This is a genomic window from Caulobacter sp. DWR1-3-2b1 (assembly GCF_049895765.1).
In the GTDB taxonomy this organism is placed as follows: Bacteria; Pseudomonadota; Alphaproteobacteria; order Caulobacterales; family Caulobacteraceae; genus Caulobacter.
Genome location: NZ_JAFCSZ010000001.1, coordinates 1 through 17,680 on the forward strand (window position 1 = coordinate 1; position 17,680 = coordinate 17,680).

The window sequence follows — 17,680 nt, forward strand, 5'->3', positions numbered from 1 at the left end:
TTGTCCTGGCCGGCCACGAACTCGACCGTGCCGGCGCTGTCGTAGTTCACAGCCTTGGAGAGCGCCACGGCCTGGGCGCCCATGGCGGCGCGGGTGGCTTCGTCGAGCAGCGGGGACGGAGCTTCCTCGATGACCTTCTGGTTACGGCGCTGGATCGAGCATTCGCGCTCGAACAGGTGGACGACATTGCCGTGCTTGTCGCCCAGCACCTGGATCTCGATGTGGCGCGGGCTTTCGATGAACTTCTCGATGAAGATCCGGTCGTCGCCGAAGCTGGCCTTGGCTTCGGCGCGGACGGCCGGGAAGCCCTCCTCGACATCCTGGCGATGCCAGGCGACCCGAATGCCCTTGCCGCCGCCGCCGGCCGAGGCCTTGATCATCACCGGATAGCCGATCTGCTCGGAGATCAGGACGGCATGGGCGGCGTCGTCGATCTCGCCGATATGGCCCGGCACGCAGGAGACGCCGGCGGCCTGGGCGAACCTCTTGCTCTCGATCTTGTCGCCCATGACGCGGATCGCGCCGGGATTGGGACCGATGAAGGCGATCCCCTCGTCGGCGCAGCGCTGGGCGAAGCTGGCGTTCTCCGACAGGAAGCCGAAGCCCGGGTGAACGGCCTGGGCTCCGGTCTGCTTGCAGGCCGCGATGATCTTATCGGCGACCAGATAGCTCTGGTTGGCCGGCGACGGGCCGATATGCACCGTCTCGTCGGCCATCTCGACCGCCATGCTGCCCGCGTCGGCGTCCGAATAGACCACCACCGTCGATATCCCCAACCGACGGCACGTCTTGATGACACGCACGGCAATCTCACCGCGATTGGCGATCAAAATCTTGCTGAACATGCGGTCTTCCCCTGCAGGCATATTGTCTCGTTGGACATCGGTTAGCAGGCCTTCGTCTGTTTGCAACCTTGGCCCTGGAGCGCTAAAGCGGAGTCAGGGCATGACACCGGTTTCCAAAAGATCAGCGCCCAAGGGAGGAACTGCCATTATGAAGGCGATGTTTCTGGGCTCTGCCTGCTTCCTGATCCTGGCCAGCGCGGCGAGCGCGGCCTGCGCGCAGCAACCAGCCCTGCTTTTCCATGTTTCGGGCGAGAACGGCCTGATCGCCGACGTCGCCAGGGGTGACGGTACGCCCAACTTCATCGACAAGGTCACGTCGGTCGCCAACGGCGCGGCCGGCAAGGCGTTCCGCGCCGAAGACGACGGCCTGGTCGCCTGGAACGCGCCCGGCAATATCCAGGCTCAGCGAGGGTCGCTCTCCTTCTTCTGGCGTTCGGGCTATCCGGTCGGCGAGGCGCCGTTCGTGATCTTCCGGGTGGGCTATGCCGACCACACAAGCTGGGACATGGCCTTCCTGCGGATCGACTGGAACGGCTCGGGCTTCGACGCTTTCGTCACCGACAACGGCCTGGCCCGCACCCGCGTGTCGTTCAAGCTGGACAAATCACCCACCGCCGACGCCTGGACCCATCTGGCCTTCACCTGGGACGAGACGACCGGCGTGCAGCTGTTCGTCGATGGCAAGCTGGCGGCCAAGAAGGATCGCAAGGCGATCTATGACGCCGGCCTTGACCAGTTCGGCGTCGCTCCCCGCGTGATCGCGCCCCATCAGGTGCAGGCCCGCTACAGCTTCATGCGCGGCGGCGATCTGGACGAGCTTCGTGTCCATGACCGCCCTCTCGACGCCGCCGCCATCGCGTCGCTGGCCAGGAACGAGCCGATCACGGCACCCGCCCCCGTCGCCACGCTCGACGATCCGGCGACGCGCGCCGCCTGGCGGCTTCGTTACGGCTGGAACCGAGAAAAGGACCTGCCGCCCTATCTGACTGCGCCCGCGACCAGCATCCGCAAGGTCGAGGTCGCCGACGCCAAGGACATCAAGCAGTGGATGTGGCGGGCCAATGACGGCATCCCGGAGACCACTTGGCCGGGCGTCTACAACCGCTCGCGCCTGGAAGGCCGCGACGACTACTTCCTGCTGCCCGACTGGAATACCTATGTGGACGGCGGCAAGACCCTGAAGCTGTCGCTGCCGGACGAGCCGGTCAACTGGATCGAGATCCAGGGTCCGGCCTATGGCGATTTGACCTGGGCGCCCGCCACAGGCGGCGCAACTGCCAAGGTCGGCGCGCGCTCGAAAGGTCAGGGCCGCACGGTCACCAGCCTCACCGAGCCCCTGAAGGGCGGCGTGCTGAGCTTCACCAACACGGCGCAGGAGACCCCGATCCAGGAGCTGTGGGCCTATAACGTGACCGCCGGCCAGGAGCCGAAGGATGCGTTCAAGATGAGCTACACCGTCCGCTCGGACGCGGCTGCCGACTATCTGAACCTGACGGACCTGAACAGCTATATCGCCGGCCGCCATCCCGCCGGCGAGCGCGCCACGGTTGTCGCCCTGCCGGACGGCGCGCCCAGCCGCAAGCGGCCTGCTTCGGATACCACGGCCAAGGGCCTGCCGATCGTCCACCTGCTGATCCCCTCGAACTTCGGCGACGCTCCGCCCAACCTGCCTCTGGCCCGCGCTTGGGCCTATGGCTGGGAGAACACCCGCGACGGGCTCGACGGGATCGCCATCGACATCCCTGCCCTGAAAATCGGCGCCGCCGACGGCGAGCTCGTGCCGCTGAACATCCAGATCAAGGATCCGATCTGGCCGGGCCGCAACATGATCGATGTCAGCGTCTCGGTGAAACCCGGCGAGGCTCGCACCGTGTGGCTGGACCTGCGCGACCGCATCCTCACCGCCGACAGCCTGTACCTGACCATCGCCGCCGCCAGCGGCGAGTTCGGCCCCAAGGCGCTGGACGGCACGAAGATCCGCCTGGTCTTCAAGGACCGCGACGCCGCCAAGGCGGAGCACGTCGCCGACCGCTTCAACCAAGTACGCGACAACTGGGCCTTCCTGGTCGAGGAGCACACCACCTCCAAGCGCCAGGGCCTGTATCGCCGCCTGGACGCCGACATCTCCGACCTGCTGCGCGTCGATCCCGATCACCAGCAAGGCCGCGAATACTGGGGCGACATCACCTATGGCAGCCAGGGCTGGCCGGCCTTTACGCAGCCCAAGGCTCCCGAAGGCACACCGCTGTGGGCCTTCCGCCAGACGCAAGACCTTAAGCTGGTCAGCAAGTTCATCAACTGGTGGATTGACGAGCGCCAGGCCGAGTTCGGCGACTTCGGCGGCGGCATCTCAGACGACAGCGACCTGACCCAGCAATGGCCGGGCCTGGCCCTGATGGGCGTCGAGCCCGACAAGGTCCGAACCTCGCTGAACCGCCTGGCCGACGCGGCTTACAAGAACGGCATGTTCACCGACGGCCTGCCGACCATCACCACTGACGAACTGCACGTCTATGAGGAAGGCATCAACAGCGACGCCGAGGCCATGTACCTCAGCTACGGCGACCCGCTGGCCGTCGAGCGGATGATGGAGACCGTGCGCGGCCTTCAACGCGTGGTCGAGAAGAACCCGGCCGGCCACCTGCACTTCAATTCCAACTGGTTCGGCGGCAAGAAGATCTACCGCGAAGGTCCGTGGGAGTGGTCCAAGCCCTATTCGTACCTGATCCTGCACCCCGCCATCCTGATGGGCGCCTATAACAGCGATCCCCAGTCGCGCGAGATGATCATCGGCATCGCCGACGGCTATCTGGCGCACCAAGCTAAGGACGGCTCGTACCCCAACGAAATCAACTGGCGCAGCGACGCCGAGCGCGGCGGCACGATGCTGCAAGGCTCGGGCGGCGGCGCCCCCATGCAGATCTTCTGGGCGGCCTACCGCTTCACCGGCGACGCCAAATATCTCAAGCCGATCGCCTGGCGCGTCGAGAAGAACGGTCCGCGTTCGGTGGCTGATCTGGGCGAGAACGTCATGGACGCCCTGAACAAGCGCGACCAATGGGGCGACGCCATCGTCAAGCAGGCGGCGACCGGCGGCAGTGTCGAGCGCTTCGCCGCCTGGCAGATCACCGGCGACAAGAGCCATCTTGAGCGGCTCTATGCCGACGAGATCAAGTGGAACAGCCAGCATATGTACATGCTGACCGAAGGCCACTGGTGGTCGGACCGCGTGGACCTGCCCAGCGACCTGCTGCAACGCTCCCGGCTGGGCGGGATCGCCCTGAAGCGCAACCTGCTCTATCCGGGCAATCTGGTCAGCTGGCGCTTCGGCGGCGGGGCCTTGGGCGAGGACGTCGCGGTCCTGATCAAGGACGCGACGCCAAGGAGCTTCAAGGTCATGGCCTATAACCTCACCGACAAGCCGGTGACGGCCGACATGACCGGCTGGGCCGTCGCGCCCGGCCAGTGGAGCCTGCGTCAGGGCCTCGACGCCAATGGCGACGACACCATCGATGGCGACGGCGACAGCCGCTCGGTCGCCTTCGAGCGCACCAGGGCGGTGACCCTGACCCTCGCCCCGCGCCAGACCACCGTCGTCGAGATGGTCCTGACCACGGCGGGCGACAATCCGGCCGGCCGCGCCGATCTGGGCGTGGGCCGCGGCGACGTCACGGTGAAGGGCTCCAGCGTCATTGCCAAGGTCCACAGCCTCGGCGCGCTCGACGCCATAGCGGCCAGGCTTGAACTGGTCGATGCGGCGGACAACGTGTTGGCCTTTGCGCCAACCCCGGCGCTGAAGGCGCCTACGGACTTGAAGCCCAAGATCGCCAGCGTGAGGCTGAAGATCCCCGGCGGGGCGAAGGCCACTGGCCTGCGCGTGCGTCTCGTGACCGACCAGCCGCAGATAACCGCCCTCAATGACGAGGTCGTTCTGCCATGACGATCAGACCCAACCGCTTCAGGAGACCGAAGACATGAAGTCCGCCGCCCATATCGCCGCGCTCGCGCTGGCCCTCGCCTCGCCCGCCATGGCCCAGACCGTCGCACCGCCGGCCGCGCCCCCGGTCTATCCGCCCTATGGCCGGTCGGTGACCCTGGCGGAGGCCAAGGTCGCCGTCGCCGCCGCTCAGGCGGCCGCCGTCAAGAATGGCTGGATCATGGTCATCACCGTGGTCGAGCCCAACGGCGCCCTGGTGCTGAGCGAGAAGATGGACGGCGCGCAGTACGGCTCCAACGACGTGGCCCGCCGCAAGGCGGAGACGTCGGCCAGCTTCCGCCGTCCGACCCTGTACTTCCAGGACGCGGTCAGGGGCGGAACCCTGAACGCCATCTTCACCGGCGCCCTGGCCATCGAGGGCGGCGAGCTGCTGATTATCGACAATCGCATTGTCGGGGCCATTGGCGCCTCGGGCGGATCGGGCGCCCAGGACGGCGTCGTGGCTCGCGCCGGCGCAGCCGCCCTGGCCAAGTAGGCGACTTCAGGCGGGCAGTGTCGGCCAAGACCCCGCCCGCCGATGGTCGTCAGTCGGCCGTGAATTCCTTGGCGAACATCGCTTCATAGCCAGCGATCAGTTCCTCGGACTCCGGCGCAATCAAACGGGCGACACCAGCCGCGAAACTAACCGGCGCGATGCCGGCGGCGCTGACGATCCTGCCCGAGGTCACCGCCCGCGCCTGATCGACATACCGGGCGCCGCCGCCGTAGTCGGGAACCTGCTCTTCCAGCCAGTCCTTGCCGTTGGAGGTATGCTCTCGCCCCTCGAACAGCCGGGCGCGGGCCGCGGCGACCGTACCTGCGCAGATCGCACCGACGATCTTGCCGTCGGCCAGAGCTTGCCGCAGCAAGCCAAACAACGCCTCGTCTTTAAAGCTCGTCCAGGCGTCTGAGCCGATCAGCAGGAAGACGTCGGCGTCCGACAGGACAGGGTCGGCGAACCTGTAGTCGGCGGCGGCCAGCAGGCCACCAATAGAGGTCTGGGGTTCGCCATCAGGGGTGGCGATCTCGATCTGGACGCCCAGATGCTCACGCAAAAGCGCCAGGACAGGCGCGGCCTCCCAATCGGCCCAGCCGGGCTGCAGGAATGCGACGGCGATGGTCATCGGGGCGCTCCTAGCGCAGCTTCACGGCGGTGCCGGCGGCGGTGACCATCAGCATGCCGCCATCGGGACCCAGCGACTCGTAGTCGAGATCGACGCCCACCACCGCGTCGGCGCCCAGACGGCGAGCTTCGTCATTCATTTCCTGCAGGGCGATGTCGCGCGCCTCTCGCAAGGCCTTCTCGTAGCCGCCCGCGCGACCGCCGATGATGTTGGTGATGCCGGCGAAAATGTCCCGGAAGATGTGCGCGCCGATGATCGCCTCGCCAGACACCACCCCAAGGGTGGCCACGGTGTCGCGCTCGGCGATCGACGGAGTCGTGGAGGTCAGCATCGGCTCGTTCCTTCCTGATGGTTCTTGGTCTACCGGATTGGCTTCGGCCATCTTACATTGTGTGTCATGACAGACGCCGCCACCCAATCAACCGCTGGTTTCGACCTGACCCCGCCCAACGAGGCAGAGCGCGAACGCCTGGAGGCCGACCTGACGTCCGAAGAAGCGCGGGTCCTGCTGCAGCATGGCACCGAGGCCCCGTTCTGCGGCGGCCTGCTGGGCGAGAAGAGCCCAGGCGTCTATGGCTGCCGGCTGTGCGGCCTTCCCTTGTTCCGGCACCAGACCAAGTTCGAGAGCGGTACCGGCTGGCCCAGTTTCTACGCGCCCTTCGCCGAGGACCATGTCCGGGCGATCAAGGACACCTCATACGGCATGACCCGTATCGAGACCCGCTGCGCCCGTTGCGACAGCCACCAGGGTCACGTCTTTCCGGACGGCCCGCCGCCGACCCGGCTGCGGTACTGCATCAACTCGGTGTCATTACAGTTTGTGAAAGCCGGGGATCCCCTGCCCGACCCGTTGCATCGCGGCGATCCGACTCTCGACTGAGCAAGCGACCTCAGCTTCTCTATATTCCTACCGAATTGATCTGATTTGAACGGAGACCGCGAAAGCGGTTTGGGTTGCCTTACGACAACCCCTCCGAGCATGGCGCGATGATCACTTCCGAACCTTCCGGCTTCCGCGCGGAGTCGCCTTCGCGCCGCGATGCCCATGGCCCGCCGATCCTGATCGTGCCCGGGCTCTATAACTCCGACCCCGATCACTGGCAGAGCCATTGGGAACGAGATTTTCCCGCCGCCGAAAGGGTGGACCAGACCGACTGGGAACGCCCTACCCTGGGCGACTGGACCATCAGTCTGGCCGAGGCTGTTCGCCAGCGTCCCGGCGCGATCCTGGTGGCCCATAGCCTGGGTTGCGCCCTCGTCGCACATTTGGCCCAAGTGACCGGCGGGCGCGGCATCGGCGGGGCCTTGATGGTCGCGCCGGCCGACGTCAATCGCGAAGGACCAGCGGGGCGCCTGCTGACGGGGTTCTCGCCCATTCCACGCCAGCGACTGCCCTTTCCGAGCCTGGTCGTGGCCAGTCGCGACGATCCCTATGTGGAAATCGGGCGCGCCGAGGCCTTTGCGCGCGGCTGGGGCGCGCGTTTCGTGGATCTGGGCCGCGCCGGACACATCAATGTCGCGTCTGGCCATGGCGCATGGATCAAGGGCCGCGCCCTGCTAGCCGACCTGACCCGGGAGGTAGAGGCCGCCCGCGCGCCCGGAGGCTGCGAGCGGCCCCAGTCCTAGAAGTCCGCCGACAAGGTGAACTGGATCGTGCGGTGCGAACCCGGACGGAAGGTCGCGGCGGTGTTCACCGTCGTTCCGATCGTGCCGAGATAGTCGGTGTCGAAGATATTATCGACATTGACCCGCGCCTTGACCTGCTCGAACGGGCCAAAGCCGAAGCCCTCGCCCATGTCGATATAGGCGTTCCAGATCATGTAGCCGGCCGCGTGCTCGCCATTGATGAAGTTGGTGAAGCGGTCGTCGATCAGGCGACCCGACAGGTTGAACACCAGGCCATCGGTCGGCTCGACCGTGACCCCGCCCTGGAAGATCCATTCAGGGAAGTCAGGCACCTTCTTGCCGGCAATCTTCAGCGCGGCGGGTGTCGGGATCAGGACGAAGTTGGCGATATCATCCTGAAATTCCGAGATATTGTACGAGATATTGGTGTTGAAATAGACCTTGCCGGCGAAGAGGTTCGGCTTCCACTGGCCACTGAATTCGACCCCCGAAGCTTTGACCGCGCCGACGTTCTGGAAGAAGGTTTCGGTCGTGGTGCTGCCTGGGACCGGGGCCGCGAACGACTGCAGGCGGTTCTTGAACTCGGTCTTATAGACCACGAACGAGGCGTTGAAGGTCGCCCGGTTGGCGCGATAGCCAAGCTCGATATTGGTCGAGGTTTCGGCTTCGGGCGCAGGAACCAGTGGGCTGGCGGCCGACAGCACGTCGTCCGCGCCGCGCGGCAGGGCCATGTTCTCCGAATAGGACGCGAAGACCTGATCGCGCGCGCCCACCGAATAGACCATGCCCACCTGCGGCAGGAAGCTGTCGGACCAGTTGGCCTTGATGCTGGGCGTGCGGCGGTTGATGTAATCGGCGGGGTTGCGGTAGCCGCTGATCTGATAGTCGACGTCCAGCGTCTTGAAGCCGAACTCCAGCTTCAGATCGTCGTCCAGCAGGCTGAGCGTGTCCTTCAGGAAGAACTGCGTCGTCTGGCGGGTCGAGACGTAGTTGCGCTGCAGGTGGACCGGCTCGTTGAACAACGGCGCGCCGTCGGGATTGCCACCCTCGACGTTATAGCGGGCCTGGGTGCGGTGATAATCGTCGTCCTCGATCCAGACGCCGGCCTCGACGGTGTTGATCCCGATCCGCCATTCGCCCTTGGCCGTCACGCCCTGGCGGGTTCCGTCGACGCCCGACAGGCCGTACTGAATGCCCCTGGGTGCGGTCAGACCGGGGACGATCAGGCGCTCGGCATTGTGGCTGGCCAGCGAGGTGGCATAGGCTTCAGGCGAGACTCCGTAGCCGCTCTTGTCCTCGTAATAGGCGGTGGCGCTCAAGTCGATCGACTCTCCCACGGCAGTCTTGAACGTCAGGCCGTAGAGGTGGTCCTTCCGCTTGTTGATCGCGAACTTGTAGTACTGATTGTAATTGGTGTTGGAGTAGGTTGGACCGGTCACGCCATTGATCACGGCCGGCGCCAGCACTGGCACATAGCCCAGATAGGCAAAGTCTCGACCCTTGCGGCCAAACGGGTCGTTGGCGTTCCCGAAGTACTGAGCCTTGGTGATCGACGGCGAGTCGTAGTCGAAATAGTCGTTGTGCACGGTCTGGAAGGTCAGGCTGGTGTCCTCGCTCATGTCCCAGCGCAGCTTGGCTTCATAGTGAGTGCGGTCGATGGTGCCCGGGCCGCGCCAAAGGTCTCCCTCGATCCACGAGCCGCTGACATAGCCCGAGAACGGCCCAACCTTGCCGCTCTCCAGCCGCAGGAAGGCGCGCTTCAGCGCGTCGCTGCCGCGCGTGTAGCTGGCCGAGCCGCCGGCGACCTGGCTGGGCGCCTGGGTGAAATAGTCGACGATCGGTCCCAGCGACGCATAGCTGGGCAGAGCCACATCGCCGGCCCCGGCCGACGCGGTGACCCGCAGCAGGTTCTCGTTGTCGACGTAGCGATAGATTGGGCTGCCGCCGAACTGGTCGCTGCGGCCCATCGGGATGTCGTCGAGCAGGAAGCCGATCTGCTGGAAGTTGAAGGCCCGCACCGAGACCGAGTTACCGAACTCGTACATGCCCAGGGCGTCATTGGCCTGGACGTTGAAGCCCGGCAGGGATTCCAGCATCTTGAGGCCGGTGACTCCGGCCGGCGCCGAGAGCAACGCCTCGCGCGTGATGGAAACCGTTGCGGTTGCCTGGTCGGTGCCGATGGCGACGCTGGCTTCCGACACGCGTTTGCCGGTGACGACGACCAGATCGACCTCGGTCGACGGCGCGGCCTCCTGAGCCAGCACCGGCGTGGCGGCGGCGAGGATCGTCGCCGAAAGCAGAGTGAGCCGCAGGCGGCGCGCGGCGGTATGCATATTGGTGTTCAAAGCTATCCCCATTTATCTCGGGCGGCCCATCGCGGCGGGGAGGCGCCGGACAGATCCAGGTTGATCCGAAGACTGATGAGGAGATGACGTCGATTTCAGGCATGCGCCGCTTTGTATATCGCGTGGCGCAGCGCTAGAGCATTTTCCGATAAGTGTGAAACGGTTATCGGATCGAAAAATGCTCTAAACTTTTGATTTAGAGCCCTTTTCGCCCGACCCTGATGAAGCCATCAGGTCGGAAAGGGCTCTAGCATCCGACTGCTCGATTGCTGCACCGCACAGGGCTTGCGGCGCACGTCATCGCTCCAATAAAGGGCGACGCGTAGTGAGGCGCTTGAGCGTTCGTTCGCTCAAGCGCTGTGACGGGCGAGGCCAACGGTCCTGAACGTTTCCAGAATGGGAAGTGTTTTGATTTAGATTGGCAAAACGTCCCTGACTGTCGAGGCTGGCGTCGGCGTCACCCGGATCGCCAGACTGGAGTCCGGTCCTGTCGTCTCGACGGTCGCCTGAAGACCCTTCGATATCGGGCTTCTCGCCCTTGAAGGCCCGTTGCTCAGCCGGGATGGGCGGGGCTTTGGCCATGATCTTGCTCCATTGCTTCCACACAAGAACAACCCATTGTCGTCTGCCACGGCCCCGTGAATTGCATCCCGAAAAATCTCGCGATGGGGTGTTTCCGGGCGGGAACCGTTCCGGCGGACTGAACGTCGTCGGTCAAGTTGGGGGAATGCGTCCAGGCGTCGTTCAAGAGCGGCGGCACCGTGACCATCGCAACCCGTCCCCATCAGGACGAAACCGGTCGACTGAGCAATCTGATCGTCGTCCGCGATACGGGTGAAGGCATGCCGCCCGAAGTGGCCGAACGCATCTTCGAGCCGTTCTTCACCACCAAGGAGGTTGGAAAGGGCTCGGGCCTTGGTCTGTCCCAGGTCTATGGCTTTACCAGCCAGTCAGGCGGCGATGTTTCGGTGCGCAGTTCGCCGGGCGCCGGCGCGACATTCGAGATCAAGCTGCCGCCCGGCGTCGAGTCGGCCGCCGCGCGAAACAACCCGGCACCGATCAATGTCGAGGCGGTCGGCTCGGAGCGGATTTTGGTGGTCGAGGACGATCCTGCCGTGCTGGCCCTGGCCGTCGATACGCTCAAGGGCCTAGGCTACCAGGTCACCGCGGCGCCGCAACGCCGCCGGCGCGTTGCGGCGCCTGAAGGGTCCGCAGACCTACGAACTGTTGTTCTCCGACGTCATCATGCCGGGCGGGGTCAGTGGTCTGGAACTGGCCCGCCGGGCGCGCAGCGAGCAGCGAGCAGCCCAATCTCAAGGTGTTGCTGACCTCTGGCTATATCGGCGAGGAGGCCACAGCCTGGGCCAGCGAATATCCGATGATCGACAAGCCCTATGAGCCGCCGGCCCTGGCCGCGCGAATTCGGTCGGTTCTCGATGCCGTGGCGCAGAAGGCGGTGTCAGGCTCGTAGGCTTGCGGCCTGAACGCCGACCTCGTCGATCCACTGACGCGCATCGGCCCGCGCCGCGACCTCGCCGATGACGATCAGGACCGGACCGCTCCCGGCGTCGGCCAGTCTGGCCGGAAGGGTTTCCAAGGTCCCGCGATAGAGCCGCGCATCCGGGCCGCCGGCTTGCTCGACCGCCAGGGCCGGCGTTGTCGGGCATCGTCCGGCCGCGATCATCCGCCGGCTCAGCTCGGCGACGACCTCGCCGCCCATATAGATGGCCATGGTCGCCTCGGGATCGGCGGCGGCGTTCCAGTCACCCGTCAGGGCGCCGGCTTCCAGTCGCGCCGTGGCGAAGACAACGCGGCGCGCTTCACCACGGTGAGTCAGCGGGAAATTGAACTGGGCGGCGGCGGCGCAGGCGGCGGTGACGCCGGGCACGATCTCGACAGGTATGCCGTGGCCTTTGAGGAAGTCGCTCTCCTCGCCCACCCGGCCAAATACCGACGGATCGCCGCCCTTCAGCCGCACCACGCGCAGGCCGCGCCGCGCCAGGCGCAGCATCAGGCGGTTGATCGTCTCCTGCTTCATGCTGGTCCGACCCGAGCGTTTCCCGGTCTGGATGCGGATACAGCCCGGCGGGGCCAGGGCGATGGCCTCCTCCGAGATCAGGGCGTCATACAGAAGGGCTTGCGTGCCCTCGACGGCGCGGACCGCACGCATCGTCATCAGGTCTACAGGGCCAGGACCGGCGCCGACCAGCAGGACGCAACCGACTTTCAGGTCATGCGACATCGGCAGTTTCCTTGACGGGCGAGGCGAGAGAAGCGGCGGCGATCATCCGGGCGATTTCCGGACGACAGGAACCGCAGTTGGTCCCCGCCCCCGTGACCGCACCGACGGTGTCGGCATCGGAAGCGCCGGCGACGATGGCGGCCTGGACGGCCTTGGCGCCGACCTTTAGGCAGGTGCAGATCAGCGGCCCCTTGTCGACCGGCGGGCCTGGAGGACGGCCAAACAGCAGGGCCGAGCGGGCTTCGGCCTCGAGCATTGGCATGGCGAACAGGTCGGCCAGCCACTCGCGCGGCGGCAGACGACCGGTGGTTGTCATGAACAGGACGGCGACCAAGCGGCCGTCTCGGATCCACGCCTCGCGCCGTGATCCCGGGCCAGGGTCTTCATAGGCGACGACTTCGCCGATCAGTCCCTTGGACAGAACCTTGCGCACCGCGTCGCGCTGGTCGGTATCGCCCCGGCCGGCGAACTCGTGCTGCTGGCAGGCATCCTGCGGGATGCGGCGCCAGACCAGATCCTGGCCCGTAGGCGCGCCGAGAATATCCCGCGACAGGAAGAAGCCCTTCCAGGTCTCGCGATAGGCCCGGATGCGCGCAGGGGTGTGTTTGAACTCGGGCTGGCCGGAGGTTGGATCGACATTGGGCGCGATCAACGAATTGGAACGACCGGATGGCGCAAAGGCGTCTGTCCAGTGCATGGGCATGAAGACGCCGCCCGGACGCTGACGGTCTGTGACCTTGGCAAGAGCCACCGCTTCGCCGCGTGCGGTGACCACGCGGGTCAGGGCGCCGTCCTTGATGCCGGCGGCCTCGGCGTCGAGGGGGTGCATCTCGACAAAGGGTTCGGGCGCGTGGCGGCACAGGTCGGCGGCCAGGCCCGTGCGGGTCATGGTGTGCCACTGGTCGCGGATACGGCCGGTGTTCAGTGACAGCGGATAGACCGCGTCCACCGCGTCGGCCGGACCGCGCGGCCGGGTCGGGATCATCCGGGCGCGACCGTCGGGGGTCTGGAAGCGGCCATCGACAAACAGGCGCGGCGTTCCGGTTCCGTCAGCGGCCACCGGCCACTGCACGGGCTTTAGCGCAGCGTAGCCGTCGGGGCCAAGAGCGGCCAGGCCCGACAGGTTCAGCAGCCGGCCCTCGTTCTCATAGGCCGTCAGGCGGGCCCACTCGCGAAACACGCTGGCCTGACTGGGCCAACCGAAACCTTCGAAGCCCATCGCCTTGGCGACGTCGGCGATGATCCGCCAGTCTGGGCGGGCCTGGCCCGGCGGGTCGAACAGCGCCCGCTGGCGCGAGATCCGCCGCTCGGAATTGGTGACCGTGCCGTCCTTCTCGCCCCAGGCGAGGGCCGGCAGCTTCACGTCGGCGAAGACGGTCGTGTCGGTGTCGACGATGCAATCGGAGACCACCACGAAGGGGCACCTGGCCAGGGCCTCCCGCACGCGGCTGGCGTCGGGCATCGAGACGGCCGGATTGGTGGCCATCACCCAGATCGCCTTGATGCGCCCGTCGTGCACCGCCTCGAACATGTCGACGGCTTTCAGGCCCGGCTTGCGGGTGGTGTCGGGCGCGCCCCAGAAGCGGGCCACGCGGTCGCGCTCGGCTGGCTCGAAGTCCATGTGGCCGGCCAGGGTGTTGGCCATGCCGCCGGTCTCGCGGCCGCCCATGGCGTTGGGCTGGCCGGTGATCGAAAACGGGCAGGCGCCTGGCTTGCCGATCCGGCCCGTCGCCAAGTGGGTGTTGAGGATCGAAAGGCCCTTGGCCACGCCCTGAGCCGATTGGTTGGCGCCCATCGAGAACAGGCTGACCGTCTTTGGGTTGGCCGCGAACAGGTCGAAGAAGGTCAGCAGATCGGCCAGCGACACGCCGCAGTCGGCGGCGACGGCGGCGGGCGTCTGGTCGATCTCGGCCAGAGCAGCATCCACGGCGTCGAAGCCGTTGACGTGCTCGGCGATATACTCCCGATCGACCGCGCCGCACCGGATCAGGTCGGCCAGCAGGCCATTCCACAAGCGAACGTCCGACTGCGGAGCAATGGGCAGGTGCAGGTCAGCGCCCTCGGCGGTGTCGGTGCGGCGGGGGTCGATGACCACATGCTTCTGGCCACGCGCCTTGGCGGCTTCCATCCGGCGGAACAGGACCGGATGGGTCCAGGCGGCGTTGTGGCCGCTGAACACGACCAGATCGGCCAGGTCGAGGTCTTCGTAGCAGCCGGGCACCAGATCGGCGCCGAAGGCCTGCTTGTGCGCCGCGACCGCCGAAGCCATGCAGAGCCGGCTGTTGGTGTCGATATTGCCCGAGCCGATGAAGCCCTTCATCAGCTTGTTGGCGACGTAATAGTCCTCGGTCAGCAGTTGGCCCGAGACGTAGAAGGCGACGCTGTCGGGGCCGTGCTTGGCGATGGTCTCGCGAAAGCGCTTGGCGACCAGGGCCGTCGCTTCGGTCCAGCTGGCGACGCGGCCGCCTATGGTCGGCTCAAGCAGCCGGCCCTCCAAGCTGACAGTCGCGCCCAGCGCCGTGCCTTTGGAGCACAGCCGACCCAGATTGGCGGGATGGGCCTGATCCCCGGCCACCGATACGGCCCTGCCCTCTCCCCCGTCGCGGGTGACGACCGCGTCGACGCCGCAGCCGACGCCGCAATAGGGGCAGGCGGTCTTGACCGAAAGGGCGGCCGCGCCGTCAGCCATCGGCCTCGGCCAGGGACAGGCTCAGCAGCAGGCGGCCGTCGCGGACCTCCAGCGGCACCACGGGCGTGCAGCCCTTGCCCTTGTCAGCGCCCATCGGCTCGCCGGTGGCCAGATCGATCGACCAGTTGTGCAGCGGACAGGCCACCGCCCGGCCGTGAACTATGCCCTGGCTGAGGGGGCCGCCCTTGTGCGGGCAAGCGTCCATCAGGGCGAATACCTCGCCGTCGCCGGTGCGGAAGATGGCGATGTCGCCGCGCGGGCTGGTGACCCGGCGGGCGCCGCGACGGGGGACGTCGGTGACCGCGCCGACGTCGATCCAGATCGGAACTTTTACGGGGGCGTTCATGCGGGAGCGAACTCCATCCGGCGGCTCATGGGGGTGAATTCCTCGTTGTGGCGACCGGCCACGCGCTCGGCCCACGGGTCGATGCGGGCGAAGCGCTGCGAGTAGGTGAAGCGGTCGTAGAGCGCCTTGCGCTGCTCGGGATCGGTGACCTGGGCCTGGATCGTCTCCAGCCCGACCCGCGCCATCCACTTGTAGACGCGCTCCAGATACCAGCCTTCTTCGCGATAAAGCTGCATGGCTGCGGCGATCACCCAGACGGCCTCGTCCTCGGACGCGACATGGGTCAGCACCTTTGTGCCCTGGATGTGCAGGCCGGCCGCGCCGCCGATGTGGATCTCGTAGCCGCTGTCGACGCAGACGACGCCGAAGTCCTTGCAGGTGGCCTCGGCGCAGTTGCGGGGACAACCCGACACGGCCAGCTTGACCTTGGCCGGCGCCCACGAACCCCAGAGAAATTTCTCCAGGCGGATGCCCAGGCCGGTGGAGTCCTGGGTGCCGAACCGGCACCAGTCGCTGCCGACGCAGGTCTTCACCGTGCGCAGGCCCTTGGCGTAGGCGTGGCCGCTGACCATTCCGGCGGCGTTCAGATCGGCCCAGACGGCCGGGAGGTCGTCTTTCTTGACGCCCAGCAAGTCGATGCGCTGGCCGCCCGTCACCTTGACCGCCGGGATGGCGAACTTGTCGGCGACGTCGGCGATGGCCCGCAGCTCGTCGGGCGTGGTCATGCCGCCCCAAATGCGCGGCACCACCGAATAGGTTCCGTCCTTCTGGATGTTGGCGTGGACCCGCTCGTTGATGTAGCGCGACTGCTTGTCGTCGCGGTACTCGGCCGGCCAGGCGCACAGCAGATAGTAGTTCAGGGCCGGACGGCACGACGAGCAGCCGTCGGGCGTGGTCCATTCCATGGCCTGCATCACCGCCGGCATGGACTTCAGTTCGTATTCGAGAATGGCCTTGCGGACGTCCGAGTGCGGATGGTGCGTGCACTTGCACATCGGCTTGGGTCCGACCTGAGCCTTGAAATCGTCACCCAGGGTGAGCTTCAACACCTGCTCGACCAGCGGCGTGCACGACCCGCATGAGGCCGAGGCCTTGGTGACCGCCTTCACGTCGTCCAGGGTCGTCAGACCCTGGGTGGTGATGGCCAAGACGATGGAACCCTTGCAGACACCGTTGCAGCCGCAGATTTCCTGCGTGTCGGGCATGGCTGCAACGGCGGCATTAGGGTCCAGGCCGGACAAACCCTCCGTGATGGCCTGGCCGAAGATCAGGGTGTCGCGGATGTCGACGATCGTGGTCCCGGCCCGCATCAGGTCGAAATACCAGTTGCCGTCTATGGCGTCGCCGAACAGCACCGCGCCGGCCACCTTGCCGTCCTCGATGACCACCCGCTTGTAGACGCCGCGCCCGGCGTCGCGGAATACGATGTCCTCGCAACCCTCGCCGCCCGAGAACTTGCCGGCCGAGAACACGTCGACGCCCGAGACCTTCAGGCGGGTCGAGAGCACCGAGCCCTCGTAACCGCCCTCGCCGTCCGTCAGGCTTTGCGCCAGAGCGCGGCACATCTCCCAGATCGGCGCGACGAGGCCGTAACACTGGCCGCGATGTTCGACGCACTCGCCGACCGCGAACACGTCGGGGTCCGAACAGCGCATGCCGTCATCGACGACCACGCCGCGATTAACTGCCAGGCCCGCGTCGCGCGCCAGGGTCGCGTTCGGGCGGATGCCGACGGCCATAACCAGCAGGTCGCAAGGCAGGACGCGACCGTCCTTCAGCTTCAGCCCGGCAACCTTGCCGTCTTCGCCGACGATCTCTTCGGAGTGAGCGCCCAGCACCGTCTCGACGCCGCGCTCCAGCAGAGCCTCGCGCAGCAGGAAGCCGGCGCTTTCGTCCAGCTGGCGCTCCATCAGCACGTCCATCAGGTGGACGACAGTCGCGCCCATGCCCCGACGGGCCAAGCCGTAGGCGGCTTCCAGACCCAGCAGGCCGCCGCCGATGACCACGGCGCGTGCGCCGGGCTTGGCCGAGGCTGCAACCATGGCCTCGACGTCGTCCAGGTCGCGGAAGGTGACCACGCCCTTCAGGTCGGAGCCTGGCAGAGGCAGACGGAAGGGATCGGAGCCCGTGGCCAGGATCAGTTTGTCATAGGCCAGGGCCAGACCGCCTTCGGCCAGCACCGTCTTGCCTTCCGTATCGATCCCGATGACCGCGCGGCCGGCGTGCAGAGTGATGCCGTTGTCGCGATACCAGGCCTCGTCATTGATGACGATGTCGGCAAACGTCTTCTCGCCCGCCAGCACCGGCGACAGCATGATCCGGTTATAGTTGACGCGGGGCTCGGCGCCGAAGATTGCGATCTCGTAACGGCCGGGGTCGCGCTTGAGGACCTCCTCGACCGCCCGGCAACCGGCCATGCCGTTGCCAATGACAACCAGTCTTTCCCGAGTTTGGGCTTTGCTCATGGCGTTGCTCATTTCTCAGAGG

At 66.4% G+C, this 17,680-nt stretch carries 14 protein-coding genes; 6 read left to right on the forward strand and 8 right to left on the reverse strand.

Going from position 1 to position 17,680, the window contains the following annotated elements; all coding sequences use genetic code 11:
* On the reverse strand, positions 1 to 845 hold an 845-nt coding region (locus ACP69S_RS00005), incomplete at its 3' end, for a biotin carboxylase N-terminal domain-containing protein (RefSeq protein WP_425993647.1).
* Positions 846 to 993: 148 nt separating this feature from the next.
* Between ACP69S_RS00005 and ACP69S_RS00010 the strand changes: the two genes are divergently transcribed.
* Both ACP69S_RS00010 and ACP69S_RS00015 read left to right on the forward strand, forming a co-directional pair.
* Positions 994 to 4,785 carry a LamG-like jellyroll fold domain-containing protein gene (locus ACP69S_RS00010; protein ID WP_425993649.1) on the forward strand — a complete coding sequence of 1,264 codons (3,792 nt, stop codon included), beginning with the start codon at positions 994 to 996 and terminating at the stop codon, positions 4,783 to 4,785.
* 34 nt (positions 4,786 to 4,819) lie between these two features.
* Positions 4,820 to 5,317, forward strand: a complete 498-nt coding sequence (locus ACP69S_RS00015; RefSeq protein ID WP_425993651.1) for a GlcG/HbpS family heme-binding protein — start codon at positions 4,820 to 4,822, stop codon at positions 5,315 to 5,317.
* Between the two features lie 49 nt (positions 5,318 to 5,366).
* Here ACP69S_RS00015 and ACP69S_RS00020 read toward each other — a convergent pair whose 3' ends face one another.
* Both ACP69S_RS00020 and ACP69S_RS00025 read right to left on the reverse strand, forming a co-directional pair.
* Positions 5,367 to 5,945 carry a DJ-1/PfpI family protein gene (locus ACP69S_RS00020; protein WP_425993653.1) on the reverse strand — a complete coding sequence of 193 codons (579 nt, stop codon included), beginning with the start codon at positions 5,943 to 5,945 and terminating at the stop codon, positions 5,367 to 5,369.
* A 10-nt stretch (positions 5,946 to 5,955) separates the two neighbouring features.
* On the reverse strand, positions 5,956 to 6,276 hold the full coding sequence (locus tag ACP69S_RS00025; RefSeq protein ID WP_425993655.1) for a heavy metal-binding domain-containing protein: 321 nt from the start codon (positions 6,274 to 6,276) through the stop codon (positions 5,956 to 5,958).
* Positions 6,277 to 6,342: 66 nt separating this feature from the next.
* Here ACP69S_RS00025 and msrB point away from each other — a divergent pair, with 66 nt between their 5' ends.
* Both msrB and ACP69S_RS00035 read left to right on the forward strand, forming a co-directional pair.
* Entirely contained in the window at positions 6,343 to 6,825 is a 483-nt protein-coding gene (msrB, locus tag ACP69S_RS00030; RefSeq protein WP_425993657.1) for a peptide-methionine (R)-S-oxide reductase MsrB, read from the forward strand.
* A gap of 107 nt (positions 6,826 to 6,932) precedes the next feature.
* Positions 6,933 to 7,571 carry an alpha/beta hydrolase gene (locus ACP69S_RS00035; protein WP_425993659.1) on the forward strand — a complete coding sequence of 213 codons (639 nt, stop codon included), beginning with the start codon at positions 6,933 to 6,935 and terminating at the stop codon, positions 7,569 to 7,571.
* Here the strand turns inward: ACP69S_RS00035 and ACP69S_RS00040 are convergent.
* Positions 7,568 to 9,928, reverse strand: coding sequence for a TonB-dependent receptor (locus ACP69S_RS00040; protein WP_425993661.1), 2,361 nt, complete (start codon positions 9,926 to 9,928; stop codon positions 7,568 to 7,570). The genes ACP69S_RS00035 and ACP69S_RS00040 overlap by 4 nt on opposite strands.
* Positions 9,929 to 10,677: 749 nt before the next feature.
* Here ACP69S_RS00040 and ACP69S_RS00045 point away from each other — a divergent pair.
* The gene (locus ACP69S_RS00045) at positions 10,678 to 11,244 is read left to right on the forward strand and encodes an ATP-binding protein (RefSeq protein ID WP_425993663.1); all 567 of its coding nucleotides are present in this window, start codon (positions 10,678 to 10,680) and stop codon (positions 11,242 to 11,244) included.
* The gene (locus ACP69S_RS00050) at positions 11,235 to 11,387 is read left to right on the forward strand and encodes a hypothetical protein (protein ID WP_425993665.1); all 153 of its coding nucleotides are present in this window, start codon (positions 11,235 to 11,237) and stop codon (positions 11,385 to 11,387) included. Before ACP69S_RS00045 ends, ACP69S_RS00050 begins: the two co-directional genes overlap by 10 nt.
* On the opposite strand, the gene cobA is transcribed toward ACP69S_RS00050, so the two are convergent.
* The 4 genes from cobA to nirB are packed head-to-tail and all read right to left on the reverse strand — an operon-like array spanning position 11,376 to position 17,658.
* Positions 11,376 to 12,158: a uroporphyrinogen-III C-methyltransferase gene (gene cobA / locus ACP69S_RS00055; RefSeq protein ID WP_425993667.1), complete on the reverse strand. Its 783-nt coding sequence runs from the start codon at positions 12,156 to 12,158 to the stop codon at positions 11,376 to 11,378. The genes ACP69S_RS00050 and cobA overlap by 12 nt on opposite strands.
* Complete coding sequence (locus ACP69S_RS00060) at positions 12,148 to 14,847, reverse strand: molybdopterin-dependent oxidoreductase (RefSeq protein ID WP_425993669.1); 2,700 nt, start codon at positions 14,845 to 14,847, stop codon at positions 12,148 to 12,150. Before ACP69S_RS00060 ends, cobA begins: the two co-directional genes overlap by 11 nt.
* Positions 14,840 to 15,193, reverse strand: a complete 354-nt coding sequence (gene nirD / locus ACP69S_RS00065) for a nitrite reductase small subunit NirD (protein ID WP_425993671.1) — start codon at positions 15,191 to 15,193, stop codon at positions 14,840 to 14,842. Before nirD ends, ACP69S_RS00060 begins: the two co-directional genes overlap by 8 nt.
* Positions 15,190 to 17,658, reverse strand: a complete 2,469-nt coding sequence (gene nirB, locus ACP69S_RS00070) for a nitrite reductase large subunit NirB (protein ID WP_425993673.1) — start codon at positions 17,656 to 17,658, stop codon at positions 15,190 to 15,192. Before nirB ends, nirD begins: the two co-directional genes overlap by 4 nt.
* Between the last annotated feature and the right edge of the window lie 22 nt (positions 17,659 to 17,680).